This window comes from Amycolatopsis sp., from assembly GCF_036008905.1.
GTDB lineage: Bacteria > Actinomycetota > Actinomycetes > Mycobacteriales > Pseudonocardiaceae > Amycolatopsis.
Genome location: NZ_DASYMU010000007.1, coordinates 90566 through 104282, shown reverse-complemented (window position 1 = coordinate 104282; position 13717 = coordinate 90566). Strand labels below are relative to the sequence as shown.

Sequence of the window (13717 nt, the reverse complement as noted above, 5' to 3'; positions counted from 1 at the left end):
AGTGCGCAACAGTGTTCTAACACTGTTACGCACTCACGACCGCGGTCCTGTCGGAGGCCTGTGCCATCCTCGGGGGATGCGTATCGCCACCTGGAACGTGAACTCCGTCGGCGCCCGGCTGCCCCGGCTGCTCGCCTGGCTCGAATCCGCGAAGCCGGACGTGCTCTGCCTGCAGGAACTCAAGTGCACCACGGAGAAGTTCCCCTACGACGAGGTTCAGGCGCTCGGCTACGAGGTCGCCGCGTACGGGCTGGGGCGCTGGAACGGCGTCGCGATCCTGTCGAAGATCGGCATCGAGGACGTGACCCGCGGACTGCTCGACGAGCCGAGGTACGAGGACGCCGCCGAGCCGCGCGCGATCGGCGCGACGTGCGGTGGCGTCCGGATCTGGTCGGTGTATGTGCCGAACGGCCGCGAAGTCGGCCACGCGCACTACGCGTACAAGCTGGAGTGGCTGGAAGCGTTGCGGGGCACCGTGATCGCGGAGACCGCCGCGGACCGGCCGTTCGCGGTACTCGGCGATTTCAACATCGCGCCGACCGACGCCGACGTCTGGGACATCTCGCTGTTCACCGAGTCCACCCACGTCACCGAGCCCGAGCGCAAGGCACTCGCGACTCTGCGGGACGCCGGGCTCGTCGACGTCGTGCCGCGCGCGCTGCGCTACGACGTCCCGTTCACCTACTGGGACTACCGGCAGCTCGCGTTCCCGAAGAACAACGGGATGCGCATCGACCTGGTGTACGGCAACGAAAAGTTCGCGGGCGCGGTCGCGGATTCCTATGTGGACCGAGAAGAGCGCAAGGGCAAGGGCGGCTCGGACCACGCGCCCGTCGTCGTCGACCTCACCTGAGCCCGGGGAAAGTGTCGACACTTCCCCGGGGCGTCAGGTCCAGGCTTGCTGGTGCAGGCGGCGAAGCGCGCGGACGGCCTCGACGGCGCGCTGGCGGTCCACGGCCTGGACGGCCATGACGGAGTAGTACTCGTCGTCGGGAAGCTCGAGCCGCGCCCAGGAGGCGCCGTCCGGGAACGTCACCGAAAGCACGTCACCCCAGGCGAACCGGCGGGTGAGCAGCACGTTGCGCACCTCGATGCCCTCGGCGTCCGCCCGGACACGCGGCATCGCGAACAGCAGCGTCGCCCCGGCCAGCAGGATCCCGACGCCGATCATCGCGATCTGGTCGGACAGCTGGAAGATCGCACCGGTCTTGGAGTTGCGCAGCAGGATCCCGACGACGGCGAACACCACCACCAGGAACACCGCCAGCACCCCGGACATCCACGCCGCCCGGCGCGGGCGGATCACCAACGTCTCTTCGGTCATCGTGCTCACACGAAACCCCGCTCGGTCCACGGCTGACGCAGGCTGCGCAGCACGTGGGCCGTGTCCAACGCGGCGACCGTAGCCTCATGTCCTTTGTCCTCTTTGGACCCCGGCAGCCCGGCCCGGTCCAGCGCCTGCTGCTCGGTGTCGCAGGTGAGCACGCCGTTGCCGACGGGCTTCGACTCGTCGAGCGCCACGCGGGTGAGCCCGGCCGTCACGGCGTCACAGACGTACTCGAAATGCGGGGTCCCACCGCGGATCACCACGCCGAGGGCGACCACAGCGTCATGGTTGCGGGCCAGCGCCTGGACCACGACGGGCAGTTCGATCGCACCCGCGACCCGGACGACCGTCGGGTCCTCTTCGAGCTTCGCCTCGCGCGCGGCCACCAATGCCCGATCCAGCAGGCTGTCGGTGATCTTCGGGTGCCAGCGGGTGACCACGATCGCCAGCCGGAGGCTTGCGCAATCGCTCAGGTCGAGCTGGACTTCAGGGCGTCCTTCGCCGCTCACAGCGTGCCTCCACCGTTCTTCGACTCGTCCGCCTCGGCCACGCCGTTCTCGTACTGCTCCAGCTGCGAGAGGTCGTGGCCCATGCGGTCGCGTTTGGTCCGCAGGTACCGCAGGTTCTCCGGGTTCGGCGAGATCGGCAGCGAGACACGGCCGGTCACGCGCAGGCCGTAGCCCTCGAGCCCGACGCGCTTGGCCGGGTTGTTCGTGAGCAGGCGCATCGAGTGGATGCCGAGGTCGCAGAGGATCTGCGCGCCGGTGCCGTAGTCGCGGGCGTCCGCGGGCATGCCGAGCGCGAGGTTCGCGTCCACGGTGTCGGCGCCGGTGTCCTGCAGCTGGTAGGCCTGCAGCTTGTGGAGCAGGCCGATGCCGCGGCCTTCGTGACCGCGCATGTAGAGCACCACGCCGCGGCCCTCTTCGGCGACGGCCGTGAGCGCCGCGTCGAGCTGCGGGCCGCAGTCGCAGCGCAGCGAGCCGAACACGTCCCCGGTCAGGCATTCCGAGTGCACCCGCACCAGGACGTCCTCGCCGTCGCCGATCTCGCCGTAGACGAACGCGAGGTGCTCGATACCGTCCAAGAGACTGTCGTAGCCGACCGCGCGGAAGGTGCCCTGCGCCAGCGGGATCCGCGCCTCGGCGACCCGCTCGACCTGCCGCTCGGTGCGCCGGATGTAGGCGATGAGGTCGGCGATGGTGATGATCCGGAGATCGTGGTCGGCGGCGAAGACCTCGAGCTCGTCGCGGCGCGCCATGTCGCCTTCGTCCTTCTGCGACACGATCTCGCAGAGGACACCGGCGGGGTGCAGCCCGGCGAGCCGTGCCAGGTCGACAGCGGCTTCGGTGTGCCCGGGACGGCGCAGGACGCCGCCTTCCTTGGCCCGCAGCGGGACGACGTGTCCCGGCCGGCGCAGGTCGCTGGCCTGGGACTTCGGGTCGGCGAGCACGCGGATCGTGTGCGCCCTGTCCGCCGCGGAGATGCCGGTGGAGATGCCCTCGGCGGCGTCGACCGTGACGGTGTACGCGGTGCCGCGCGCGTCCTGGTTCGTGTGGTACATCGGCGGCAGGTCGAGCCTGTCGGCCTCGGCCTCCGTCAGCGAGACGCACACGTAGCCCGAGGTGTAGCGGACCATGAAGGCCAGCAGCTCAGGCGTCGCCTTCTCGGCGGCGAAGATCAGGTCGCCTTCGTTTTCCCGGTCCTCGTCGTCGACCACGACGACCGGGCGGCCCGCCGCGATGTCCGCGATCGCCCGGTCGATGACCGAGGCGTCGACCTTGGCGCCACACGACGCCGCCCAGTTGTCGGCCTCGGCCGTTGTCTTCGACTCGCTCACGCCTGCTCCTCAGTGCCACTCACAACATTGTGCGCCGAACCGGTCAGGTGCGGCATCGCCAGCTTCTCGACGTACTTCGCCACCACGTCCACCTCGAGGTTGACCAGATCACCGGGCTCGTTGCGGCCCAGCGTGGTCAGCTCCAAAGTGGTCGGGATCAGCGCGATCGCGAACTGGTCCTCGGTGATCGAGGCGACCGTCAGCGACACGCCGTCGATCGCGATCGAACCTTTTTCCACCACATAACGAGCCAGTGCGGCCGGAAGTGCGAACCGCGTCAGCCCCTGCGGGTCGCGCGAGAGGTACACGCCGGTCCCGTCGACGTGGCCCTGCATGATGTGCCCGCCGAGCCTGTCCCCGACGGCCGTCGCGCGCTCGAGGTTGACCTTGTCGCCGACGTTGACCTTCGCGAGGCTGGAGCGCTGCAGCGTCTCGTGCACGACGTCGACGGTGAACTCCGAACCGGAGACGTCCACCACCGTGAGGCAGACGCCGCTCACCGCGATCGAGTCGCCGTGCTTCGCGTCGCTGGTGACCAGCGGGCCGTGCACCGACAACCTCGCGGCGTTGGGCACCTGCTCGACAGCGGTGACCTCGCCCAGTTCCTCGACTATGCCGGTGAACACTGCCTTGCCTCCACATGTTTGCATCGAACACTGTGCCTTGAACACTGCGCCTTGAACGCTGAACTCCGGTCTCACGTCGTCGTCGACAGTGGCACTGCCGAGATCCGCACGTCGTCTCCGCTCATGCTGACCCCTTCGACCGACCAGCGGTGTATCTCGGTGATGGTCGACACTCCCGTGTCTCCGAGCGCCATCGGGCCGGAACCCAGCAGCGCGGGGGCGAGGTACGCCAGGATCCTGTCCACCCGGTGGGCTTCGACGAAGGCACCCGCCAGCCGTGGACCGCCTTCCAGCAGCACATCGACTATCCCGCGACCGGCGAGCAGCGCGAGCACCTCGTCCGGATCGTGGGACCGAATCCGCACCGTCTCCGCACTGCCATCCAACACCCGCGCGGTCGCCGGAATTTCGCCGGTACCCACCACGACGCGCAGCGGCTGGCGCTCGGCGAGCGTGCCGTCGGCCAGCCGGGCCGTCAGCGCGGGATCGTCGGCGAGCACCGTCCCGGTTCCGACCATGATCGCGTCGAGGCCTTCGCGAATCGAGTGCACTTCGGCCCGCGATTCCGGCGAGGAGATCCACTTGCTCGTGCCGTCGGCGGCGGCCACCCTGCCGTCCAGCGTGGACGCGTACTTCCAGGTCACGTGCGGACGTCCGGTCCGGGTGAAATGCAGCCACGCGCGCAGCGGGCCGTGTTCGACCTCGCCCACGAGCAGTCCCGGCTGGGCGTCGATCCCCGCGGCGCGCAGGATCTCCCCGCCGCCCGAGGCGACCGGGTTCGGGTCGGAGACGGCGTAGCGCACGCCCGCGAGACCGGCCTTGACCAGCGCGTCGGCGCAGGGCGGCGTCCGGCCGTGGTGCGCGCACGGCTCCAGCGTCACGAACGCGATGCCGCCACGGGCGCGCTCCCCCGCCTGCCGCAAGGCCATGACCTCGGCGTGCGGGCCGCCCGGCGGCTGGGTGGCGCCTTCGCCGACGACCTCGCCGTGTTCGTCGAGGATGACCGCGCCGACCGACGGGTTCGGGCTCGTGGTCCCCCGCGCGGCCTCGCTCAGCGAAATCGCCCGCCGCATCGCCCCCGCGTGGTCCACGTCGGTCAGCGAGCTGCCGCTGCGGCGGCCTGGGCGCGAAGCGCGGCGACGGCCTTGCCGGGATCGCCCGCGCCGTAGACCGCGGACCCGGCGACGAAGCAGTCGACGCCGGCTTCGGCGGCCTGCTCGATCGTCGAGGCGTTGATCCCGCCGTCGATCTCGACCACGAGTTTCAAGTGGCCGGTGTCGACCAGGCGTCGTGCGGTGCGGACCTTTTCGAGGACGTCGACGATGAACGACTGACCGCCGAAGCCCGGTTCGACCGACATGACGAGCAACGTGTCGTAGTGCTTGAGGACGTCGAGGTAGTCGCTGAGCGGGGTGTTCGGCTTGACCGACAGCCCGGCCTTGGCGCCGGCCGCACGCAGGTCCTTGGCGATCTTGATCGGATCCCTCGCGGCCTCGACGTGCACCGTGACGTTGTACGCGCCCGCTTCGGCGTACCCGACGGCCCAGCGATCCGGGTCGTCGATCATCAGATGGCAGTCGATCGGCACGTCGGTCGACTTGATGAGCGACTCGACGACCGGCAGGCCCAGCGTCAGGTTCGGGACGAAATGCGCGTCCATGACGTCGACGTGCACCCAGTCGGCGCGGGCGTCGCCCTCACCCGCGACAGCGCGGATTTCCTCGCCGAGACGGGCGAAGTCGGCAGACAGGATGCTCGGGGCGATCAGAGGTCGGTGGGCCACGGTTACTGAGTGTAGGAGGTGTGCCACGTCACCCGCCCTGCTCCCTCTGCGGCGAGGCCGTGAAGGCCACGTTGAGGGACTCAGAGTCCCTCAACGTGGCCTTCACGGCGTTTCGGCGGGGGCGGGCATAGAGGTCGGGGGCGTCTGGGCGGCCGCAGCCGTGGGTGAGCAGGACGCCGATGAGGGCACCGTCGAGCAAGAGGGGGCCGCCGTGGTCGCCGGCGCACGCACCGACGCCTTCCGCGCCGGCGCAGAGGGCGGCGCCGCAGCCGACGATCGGGACTTCGGCGACGCGCAGGAGGTCGGCGGGGTCGCCGCCCTCGGTGGTCTCGCCCCAGCCGACGACTTCGGCGATGGTTCCCGGTTCCGGGTCGACGTCCGCGAGGGCAACAGGGGCGACGGGAAGCGGCGAGGCGAGCGTCAGGAGCGCGAGGTCGTCGTGACGCTCGATCGACGTGATGGCCACGATTTCGCCCTCGTCGCGGATCAGGCTGCCGTACCGGATCCGCAGGCTCGCGGGATGTCCTTCGACGCAGGGCGCGGCCGTGACAGCGGTGGACTCCTTGAGCAGCACCGCGCCGCAGGTGTGCGACCACCCGGCCCAGCCGCTGCGCTGCAGGCTCAGCGCGAACGGGAACTCATCGACGTCCGCGACCCGGCCACCGACCACCGCCTGCGCCGCGGACACGTTCCCCAGAGCCGCGACCAGCACCACCGCTACCACCGCGAACCGGCGAATGATCATGGTCCAGAGGAGCACTGGCGGTGCACGGCCGCAACGCAAGTCCCCCGGTCGAGTTACGGCAGGAGGTCGAGGGCGTCGGTCCAGGTGTCTTGGAGGCGGTGGCACTGGACGCCCGCGGATTTCAGGGTGTCGAGGTGACCTTGCCAGGCCGGATGCGCGAAGCGCGAGTCGAGGACCTGGTAGCCGACGACGATGGTCGCGGAGCCGAGGACGTCGCCGAGGACGGTCAGGGCCTGGTTGTCGGCGATGCCCAGTGCGAGTTTTGCGACCGAGTTCGCCGACGCGGGGGCGAAGAGGAAGACCTCGGGGTCGGGGTGCGGGCGGGGCTGGCCGGGGAGGCGCGAGGTGCTGCGGACGGAGAGGTCCGTCAGGGCTTGGAGGTCGGCGAGTTTGCCGGTCTCGTGGAGCCAACGGGCCGCGGTGGGCGTGAGGGTGATGGCGAGCCGCCAGCCGCGTTCGACGGCTGGGGCCGCCAGGTCGGTCACGAACCTGGTGTCCAGACCGCCACAGGAGCTGGCGACCAAGCCGAGAACTTTGGTCACTGGGCGACGATAGGACATGGTGCGAAGTCGTACCGCGCGATCCATTGAGGTGAATCACCGCGTGGCCTAGGCCACTGGCCGATGCAGCGGTCTTAGGGTCCAGTCATGGCTGAAGAATCGACCGCGCGCAGGCGCGAATTGGGCAGTGAATTGAGAGTTCTGCGTAAGCGCCGCAACATGAGCGGGCATGAGCTGGGGCGACGTCTTGAGTGGGCGCCGAGCAATATCTCCCGGCTGGAGACCGGGGTCCGGCCGCTGCCGGTGACGGATGTCGCGGTCTTCCTGGGCTCCTGCGGCGCGAGCCTGCAGGAGCAGAGGCGACTGCTGAAGATTGCCGCCACCACGGACGATCTCTACTGGGTTCGCCCCTACTTCGACCACCTCGCGGACCCGCTGAAATCCGTGATCATCCAAGAGAATCTGGCCGAATCGATCCTCAACTTCGAGCCCGGAATGATCCCAGGACTGCAGCAAACTGAGACTTATCTGCGAGCAGCTTTCGAATGGTCCGGACACAATCAAGAACGGATCGACCTCCTCGTCAAGGCGAGAATGGATCGGCAAAAAGTGCTGGATCGGAGAAATCCACCACACTGCACGTTCTTCATCCATGAACGCGCACTGAGGTCGATGATCGGCGGTGCGCGGGTGATGCATGAGCAGATCGTGCACTTGGTGCTGTCGAGCAATCTGCGGCACTGCTGCATCCGAGTGGTGCCCGAATCAGCTCACGCGATGCGAATGCTGGACAACTCGTTCAACATCCTGGAGTTCACGGACCACCCCGCCACGGTGTATGTGGACACCTACGCAGCAGGTTTCTTCATCGATGATCGGGCGGGAGTGGAAGCACACTTCTTACTTGGTGCACAGCTGGAACAAAACGCCCTGACTGAGGCAGACTCAAGGCAATGGCTCAGCCAACTGGCGAGTGAGTACGACCGTATGGAGGAGTAAGCCGATGATGGCCTTCGAGTGGATCAAGAGCAGCTACAGCGGCACCGGCGAGACCAGCACATGCGTAGAAGTCGCTTTCGCCCCTCAACTCGCTGTTCGCGACTCGAAGGCCCCCGACGCGGGTCACCTGACGTTCCCCGCCCCCGCTTGGGCAGCGCTAGTCGCGAGCTTGCGCGACTAGCGCCCCCAGCAGGTCACTCCGGCTTGCGGAGGATGGCGCAGAACATGGCGTCGGTGCCGTGGCGGTGCGGCCAGAGCTGCACGTACGGGCCGTCGCCGAGCATCGGGACGCCGGGGAAGAACTCCCGCGCGTCGAGGATTTCAGCCTTGGCGCGACGGGCTTCTTCGCCGATGACGCCTTCGGTTTCCGCGAGGTGCGGCGAGCAGACGACGTAGGTCACGATGCCGCCGGGACGCACGAGCTCGATCGCCGCGGCGATCAACTGTCCCTGCAGTTTCGTGAGCTCGGCGACGTCCGACGGCTGACGGCGCCAGCGGGCTTCGGGGCGCCGGCGCAGCGCGCCGAGGCCGCTGCACGGGGCGTCGACCAGAACCCGGTCGAAGCCCGGCTCCAGGCCGGATTCCCGGCCGTCGGCGATGTGCACGGTGACCGGCAGGCCTTCGGTCGAGCCCTTGACCAGGCCCGCGCGGTGTGGCGCGATCTCGACGGCGTCGACGGTCGCGCCCGACATCGCGGCGAGCGAGCCCATCAGGGCCGCCTTGCCGCCGGGGCCGGCGCAGAGGTCGAGCCAGCGGGTGTCGCGGCCGGTCAGCGGCGCCTTCGTGGCGGCGATCGCGCAGAGCTGGCTGCCTTCGTCCTGCACGGCGGCCATCTTCTGCTGGATCGGCTCCAGGCCGGTGATGTCACCGGTGCCCGCGGGCAGGTGCACGCCGTACGGCGAGTACGGCGCGACTTCACCGCCGGTGATCGCGGCGAGCTCGTCGGCGCTGATCTCACCCGGGCGCGCGATGAGGTGGACCTCGGGGCGCGTGTCATCGGCTTCGAGCGCGGCCTTCAGGTCGTCGCCCTTGTCCCCCAACGCTTCCGCGAACGACCGGGCGATCCAGCGCGGGTGCGCGGTGCGCAGCGCGAAGCTGCCGATCGGGTCCTTCACCTCGTCGGGCGCGAGCTCGTTGAGCCAGGTCTCTTCGTCCTTTTCGGACACTCCGCGCAGCACGGCGTTGACGAAACCGGCGATATGCGAACCGGCGTCCTCACGCACGAGGTCCACTGTGGACGTCACGGCGGCGTGGGGTGGGATCCGAGTGCGCAGTAACTGGTACGCGCCAAGGCGAAGACCGTCGAGCACGACGGCGTCGACCTTGCTGACCTCGCGGTCGAGGTTGGCCGCGAGGATCGCGTCGAGAAGTCCTTGCGCGCGACAGGCGCCGTACGTCAGTTCGGTGGCGAGTGCGGCGTCGCGGCCGGTGATCCGGCGCTCGCGCAACAACTCCGGCAACACGAGGTTGGCGTACGCGTCGCGCTCACGGACGGCACGCAGCACGTCGAGGGCGACACGGCGAGCCGGATCCACTACCGGCGGCCGCGTCGGCCCATCCTTGCGCTGACCGGGGCGACCCCGATCGGGCCGTGACGGCCTGCGTTCCCTGTCGATACTCACTGCAGGCTTTCCCCTTGCTCGATCCGTGTTCCCCGCGCCCAATCGGTGGCCGCCATCCGCTTCTTGCCCTGCGCCTGCACATCACTGAGCAGTACCGGTTTCGTGGCCGTGCCCACCAGCACCCGCCGCCTCTCGACGACGAGTTCACCCGGCGCCGGGCCGGGTTCATCCACACCATTGACAAAACTGACCGGACCCAGCTTCAAACGCTCGCCCCGGAATTCCGCCCACGCGCCCGGCTCCGGCGTCACCGCGCGGACCAGCCTGTCGACCGCGATCGCGGGCGCGGCAAAGGAAATGCGCGCGTCCTCGACGCTGATCTTCGGCGCGTAGCTGACGCCCTCTTCGGGCTGCGGCACCGCGCGCAGCGTGCCGTCTTCGATACCGTCCATTGTGGACACCAACAGCGCGGCGCCGGACACGGCGAGCCTGTCCAGCAGTTCGCCCGAGGTGTCCCCGGCTTCGATTTTCTCCGTGATCACGCCGAAAACCGGCCCGGCGTCGAGCGCCTTGACGATCTGGAACGTCGACGCGCCGGTGATCTCGTCACCCGCGCGCACCGCGGCCTGGACCGGCGCGGCACCGCGCCAGGCGGGCAGGAGCGAGAAGTGCAGGTTGACCCAGCCGTGCGCCGGAATGTCCAAAGCGGACTGTGGCAGCATCGCGCCGTACGCGACGACCGGGCAGGCGTCGGGGGCGATCTCGGCGAGCCGGGCCAGAAATTCGGGATCCCCGGCCTTCTGCGGCGTCAGCACCTCGATGCCGTGTTCGTCGGCGAGCGCGCCGACCGGCGAGCGCACCACTTGACGGCCGCGGCCGGCCTGGGCATCGGGCCTGGTGACGACGGCGACGACCTCGTGGCGGCCGGATTCGAGCAGCGCGCGCAACGCGGGCACGGCCGGGGCCGGGGTTCCGGCGAAGACAAGGCGCATCACAGCACCCCGGCAGCCGGTGGGACGGGTATCTCAACGTGATCGAACATCGCCGACCAGTCTAGATGCCCTGTCCCCCGGCTCCTCGTGCGCGGCTACTTGTCCCAGGGACTACTCGTCCCAGGGGAAGCGCACCGGCAGCACGACCTGGGCCGAGCCGATACCGCGTCGCACGGGTTCGGCGGCCGCGAGCCAGCGTCCGTCACGCAGCTTCTCGACGCCGGTCGCCGCACCGATTTCGGCCGGCGCCGTCGAGAAACCTTGCCCCTTGGCCCGCAGCGCGGCGGTCTCCGGCAGGTTCAGGAACTCCTGCTCGACCTGGGCGGCAGCCGAGTTGCGCTGCGACACGCGCGGCGCGGCGATGGCCTGGGGCAGCGTCAGCCCGCGGTCCAGCCTGCCGAGCAGTACCTGCAGCACGGTGGTGATGATCGACGCACCACCCGGCGAACCGACCGCGAGCAGCGGCTTGCCGTGCTCGAGCACGATCGTCGGCGCCATCGACGAGCGCGGCCGCTTGCCCGAGCCGGGCAGGTTCGGGTCCGGCACGCCCGGCGTGACCGGGGTGAACGAGAAGTCGGTCAGCTCGTTGTTGAGCAGGAAACCGCGGCCGGGGACGACGATCCCGCTGCCGCCCTCCTGCTCGATGGTCAGCGTGTAGGCGACGACGTTGCCCCAGCGGTCGGACGTCGTGAGGTGCGTGGTGTTCTCGCCCTCGTACGGCGTAGGCGCGCCGGTGGTGCCCGCCGCACACGGGACGGGGTTGCGCGGATCGGCCGGGGCGACTGGACTAGTCCCGGCCTTCGCCGGGTTGATCAGGCAGGCGCGGGTGTCGGCGAAGCGCTGGCTGAGCAATTCCTTCGCCGGGACGTCGACGAACGCGGGGTCGCCGATCCAGCGGTTGCGGTCGGCGAAGGCGAGCCGGGTCGACTCCATGAAGTAGTGCAGGTAGTCGGCCTTGCTGAGCTTGGAGACGTCGACGTTCTCCAGGATGTTGAGCGCTTCACCGACGGTCAGGCCGCCCGACGACGGCGCGGGCATGCCGTAGACGTCGAGGCCGCGGTACTGCGTGTGGGTCGGCGTGCGCTCGATGGTCTTGTACGCGGCGAGGTCGCCGGTGGTCAGGTTGCCGGGGCGGACGTTCAGCGTCGAGGCCGGGTCGACCGGCGGGTGCTGGACGGTGCGGGCGATGTCGGCGCCGATCGGGCCGCGGTAGAGCGCGGACGTGCCCTCGGCGGCGAGCTTGTCGTACGTCGCGCCGAGGTCCGGGTTCGCGAACTTCGTGCCGACCACGGGCGGCGCGCCACCGGGCAGGTAGAGCGAGCGGGTCGACGGGAACGCGGCGAAGCGGACGGCGTTGTTGGCGATCTGGTCGTGGAACGTCTTGTCCACGGTGAAACCGTTCTTCGCCAGCTTCTCGGCGGGCTTGATGATCTTCGACAGCGGCTGTGTGCCCCACTTCCGCAGCGCGTCCTGCCAGGTCGCGGGCGTGCCGGGAATGCCGACGCCGAGCCCGCTGGTCACGGCTTGGTCGAATGGGATCGCCGCGCCGTTCTCGACGAACAGGTTCTCGTTCGCCGTCTTCGGCGCTGTTTCACGGCCGTCGAGCGTGGAGACCTTGCCGGAGCGGGCGTCGTAGTAGACGAAGAATCCGCCACCGCCGACACCGGCCGAGAACGGGTCCGTGACGCCGAGCGCGGCGGCTGTCGCGACAGCGGCGTCGACGGCGTTGCCGCCTTCGCGGAGCACCTTCGTGCCGATGGCCGTCGCGTCGGCGTCGATGCTCGACACGGCGCCGAGATAGCCGACGGCGATCGGCGACTTCGGTGTGGCGGGCGCCGCGGAGGCGGTACCGGCCGCGACCGAGACGAGCAGCGTGGACGTGACGGCGACAGCGGCGACTCGACCCCATGGCCTGGTTCTGTGCGAAGGCATGGCGAGAGTCTGCTCCTTCGGACACAGGCCATCAAGACTTCCGGCTCTAGAACGGACAGCCCCGTCCCGCGACACTCTGTGGGTGAGCAGAACACGTAGCGTTTTCAGAGTCCTGGTCCCGCTCCTTGTCACGATCCCGATGCTGGGCTTACCCGCGATCGCGCAGGCCCAACCCGCGAAGTCCTGTTTCGACGCGACCGTCCCGCTGACTGTCGAGGAACAGCGCTTGACCGCGCCCTTGCCCGGTGGCACTGTCCCCGTCGGGCCGGAATTGGTACGGCTGGCCGGGTTCGATGCCCTGGTCGACGACTTCACCGAAGAGCTGTGCTCGACGTCGACCTCGCGACGGGCCCAGCGGCTGGCCACGACGGCGGGCGACGGGCTGTGGCAGACCGCCGTCGACCGTGCGCAGGGCCGCCGCCCCGATCTCGGCACGTCGGACACCTACGACGACCGGCCGCTGTACTGGGCGCGGCTGCAGATGAGCAAGGCGTTGCGCCAATGGACACCGCGGTTCGCCGTGGATCGGACCGGGCTGCTGAAGTCGTTCGATGAGGGGTCGCGGGGCATCGACTCGGTGAAGTTCCCGCTCGGGTCGCTCACCCGCCGGGTGCTGGTCAGCGGGTTCGACCCGTTCCAGCTCAACGGCTCCGGCGTGCGGATCTCGAACCCGGCGGGCGCGTCGGCGTTGCAGCTGGACGGGAAGGTCCTGAAGACGGCGAACGGGCCGGCGATCGTGCAGGCGGTGTCGTTCCCGGTGGTGTGGGGGTACTTCGACCAGGGGATCGTCGAGGCGGCTTACGGGACCGCGTTGAAGGCCCGGGGGCGTCAGCCGGATGTGCTGGTGACGATCAGCCAGGGGCGGCCGAGTCAGTTCGACATCGAGCGCTGGGCGAGTGCTTGGCGTGGCGGGGTGCCGGACAACAACAACGTCGGCGTGCGGGGACAGGTGCCGGTGGCGGCCGGGTGGCCGCAGCCGGATGTCCAGTTCATCGAGACGACGCTGCCTTATCAGCGGATGATCGACGGTGGGAGCGGGACTTATCCGGTGAACTTCAACCGGTCGTTCTGCGTTTGGTCGGATAGCGCGAAGCCGGGTACCGGGCCGCAGATTTGCCGGACGGATGAACCCAAGACCGGGGAGATGGCGGCTTCCGGTGGCGGCGGTGACTATTTGTCGAACGAGTCCATGTATCGCAGCAACCGTGTGCGTCTTGGGCTCGGGGCGACGGACGTTGCGGGTGGGCACCTGCATACTCCGGTGCTAGGGACTCCCGGAGATCCGGCGGCGCTGACCGATGCGGCTTTCGAGGCGCGTCGGAGGGCGATCGCCGATCAGGCCGTCGGTCTCGTCAAGGCCGCCGTCGCCTGACGACATCACGCGTACATGGATGGCCCTTAAGCGTGCACAGAC

15 protein-coding genes are annotated in these 13717 nt (G+C 69.2%); 4 read left to right on the top strand and 11 right to left on the bottom strand.

Annotated features, from left to right (window positions below):
• Window positions 1-76 precede the first annotated feature (76 nt).
• On the top strand, window positions 77-853 hold the full coding sequence (locus VGP60_RS01205) for an exodeoxyribonuclease III (RefSeq protein ID WP_327545919.1): 777 nt from the start codon (window positions 77-79) through the stop codon (window positions 851-853).
• A 33-nt stretch (window positions 854-886) separates the two neighbouring features.
• On the opposite strand, the gene VGP60_RS01200 is transcribed toward VGP60_RS01205, so the two are convergent.
• From VGP60_RS01200 to VGP60_RS01165, 8 genes are all read right to left on the bottom strand, one after another.
• Window positions 887-1324 carry a PH domain-containing protein gene (locus VGP60_RS01200; protein WP_327545930.1) on the bottom strand — a complete coding sequence of 146 codons (438 nt, stop codon included), beginning with the start codon at window positions 1322-1324 and terminating at the stop codon, window positions 887-889.
• Window positions 1325-1329: 5 nt separating this feature from the next.
• Window positions 1330-1836 carry a 6,7-dimethyl-8-ribityllumazine synthase gene (ribH, locus tag VGP60_RS01195; RefSeq protein ID WP_327545918.1) on the bottom strand — a complete coding sequence of 169 codons (507 nt, stop codon included), beginning with the start codon at window positions 1834-1836 and terminating at the stop codon, window positions 1330-1332.
• The gene (locus VGP60_RS01190) at window positions 1833-3089 is read right to left on the bottom strand and encodes a bifunctional 3,4-dihydroxy-2-butanone-4-phosphate synthase/GTP cyclohydrolase II (protein WP_327545929.1); all 1257 of its coding nucleotides are present in this window, start codon (window positions 3087-3089) and stop codon (window positions 1833-1835) included. Before VGP60_RS01190 ends, ribH begins: the two co-directional genes overlap by 4 nt.
• 71 nt (window positions 3090-3160) lie before the next feature.
• On the bottom strand, window positions 3161-3790 hold the full coding sequence (locus tag VGP60_RS01185) for a riboflavin synthase (RefSeq protein ID WP_327545917.1): 630 nt from the start codon (window positions 3788-3790) through the stop codon (window positions 3161-3163).
• 71 nt (window positions 3791-3861) lie between these two features.
• Window positions 3862-4881 (bottom strand): bifunctional diaminohydroxyphosphoribosylaminopyrimidine deaminase/5-amino-6-(5-phosphoribosylamino)uracil reductase RibD, encoded by a 1020-nt coding sequence (gene ribD, locus VGP60_RS01180; protein WP_327545916.1) that lies wholly within the window; start codon window positions 4879-4881, stop codon window positions 3862-3864.
• A 5-nt stretch (window positions 4882-4886) separates the two neighbouring features.
• Window positions 4887-5558 carry a ribulose-phosphate 3-epimerase gene (rpe, locus tag VGP60_RS01175; protein ID WP_327545928.1) on the bottom strand — a complete coding sequence of 224 codons (672 nt, stop codon included), beginning with the start codon at window positions 5556-5558 and terminating at the stop codon, window positions 4887-4889.
• Window positions 5559-5601: 43 nt separating this feature from the next.
• Window positions 5602-6318 (bottom strand): serine protease, encoded by a 717-nt coding sequence (locus VGP60_RS01170; RefSeq protein WP_327545915.1) that lies wholly within the window; start codon window positions 6316-6318, stop codon window positions 5602-5604.
• Window positions 6319-6371: 53 nt separating this feature from the next.
• A complete protein-coding gene (locus tag VGP60_RS01165) occupies window positions 6372-6878 on the bottom strand; it encodes a flavoprotein (protein WP_414640264.1) in 507 nt (168 codons plus the stop codon).
• A gap of 87 nt (window positions 6879-6965) precedes the next feature.
• Here VGP60_RS01165 and VGP60_RS01160 point away from each other — a divergent pair, with 87 nt between their 5' ends.
• A complete protein-coding gene (locus VGP60_RS01160) occupies window positions 6966-7817 on the top strand; it encodes a helix-turn-helix transcriptional regulator (protein WP_327545913.1) in 852 nt (283 codons plus the stop codon).
• Window positions 7818-7821: 4 nt separating this feature from the next.
• The gene (locus VGP60_RS01155; RefSeq protein WP_327545912.1) at window positions 7822-7998 is read left to right on the top strand and encodes a DUF397 domain-containing protein; all 177 of its coding nucleotides are present in this window, start codon (window positions 7822-7824) and stop codon (window positions 7996-7998) included.
• 13 nt (window positions 7999-8011) lie between these two features.
• Here the strand turns inward: VGP60_RS01155 and VGP60_RS01150 are convergent, their stop codons facing one another.
• From VGP60_RS01150 to ggt, 3 genes are all read right to left on the bottom strand, one after another.
• Entirely contained in the window at window positions 8012-9439 is a 1428-nt protein-coding gene (locus VGP60_RS01150; protein ID WP_327545911.1) for an RsmB/NOP family class I SAM-dependent RNA methyltransferase, read from the bottom strand.
• The gene (gene fmt / locus VGP60_RS01145) at window positions 9436-10371 is read right to left on the bottom strand and encodes a methionyl-tRNA formyltransferase (RefSeq protein WP_327545910.1); all 936 of its coding nucleotides are present in this window, start codon (window positions 10369-10371) and stop codon (window positions 9436-9438) included. Before fmt ends, VGP60_RS01150 begins: the two co-directional genes overlap by 4 nt.
• 111 nt (window positions 10372-10482) lie before the next feature.
• Complete coding sequence (gene ggt / locus VGP60_RS01140; RefSeq protein WP_327545909.1) at window positions 10483-12303, bottom strand: gamma-glutamyltransferase; 1821 nt, start codon at window positions 12301-12303, stop codon at window positions 10483-10485.
• 139 nt (window positions 12304-12442) lie between these two features.
• Here ggt and VGP60_RS01135 point away from each other — a divergent pair, with 139 nt between their 5' ends.
• Window positions 12443-13675, top strand: coding sequence for a hypothetical protein (locus VGP60_RS01135; RefSeq protein ID WP_327545927.1), 1233 nt, complete (start codon window positions 12443-12445; stop codon window positions 13673-13675).
• Window positions 13676-13717: the final 42 nt, after the last annotated feature.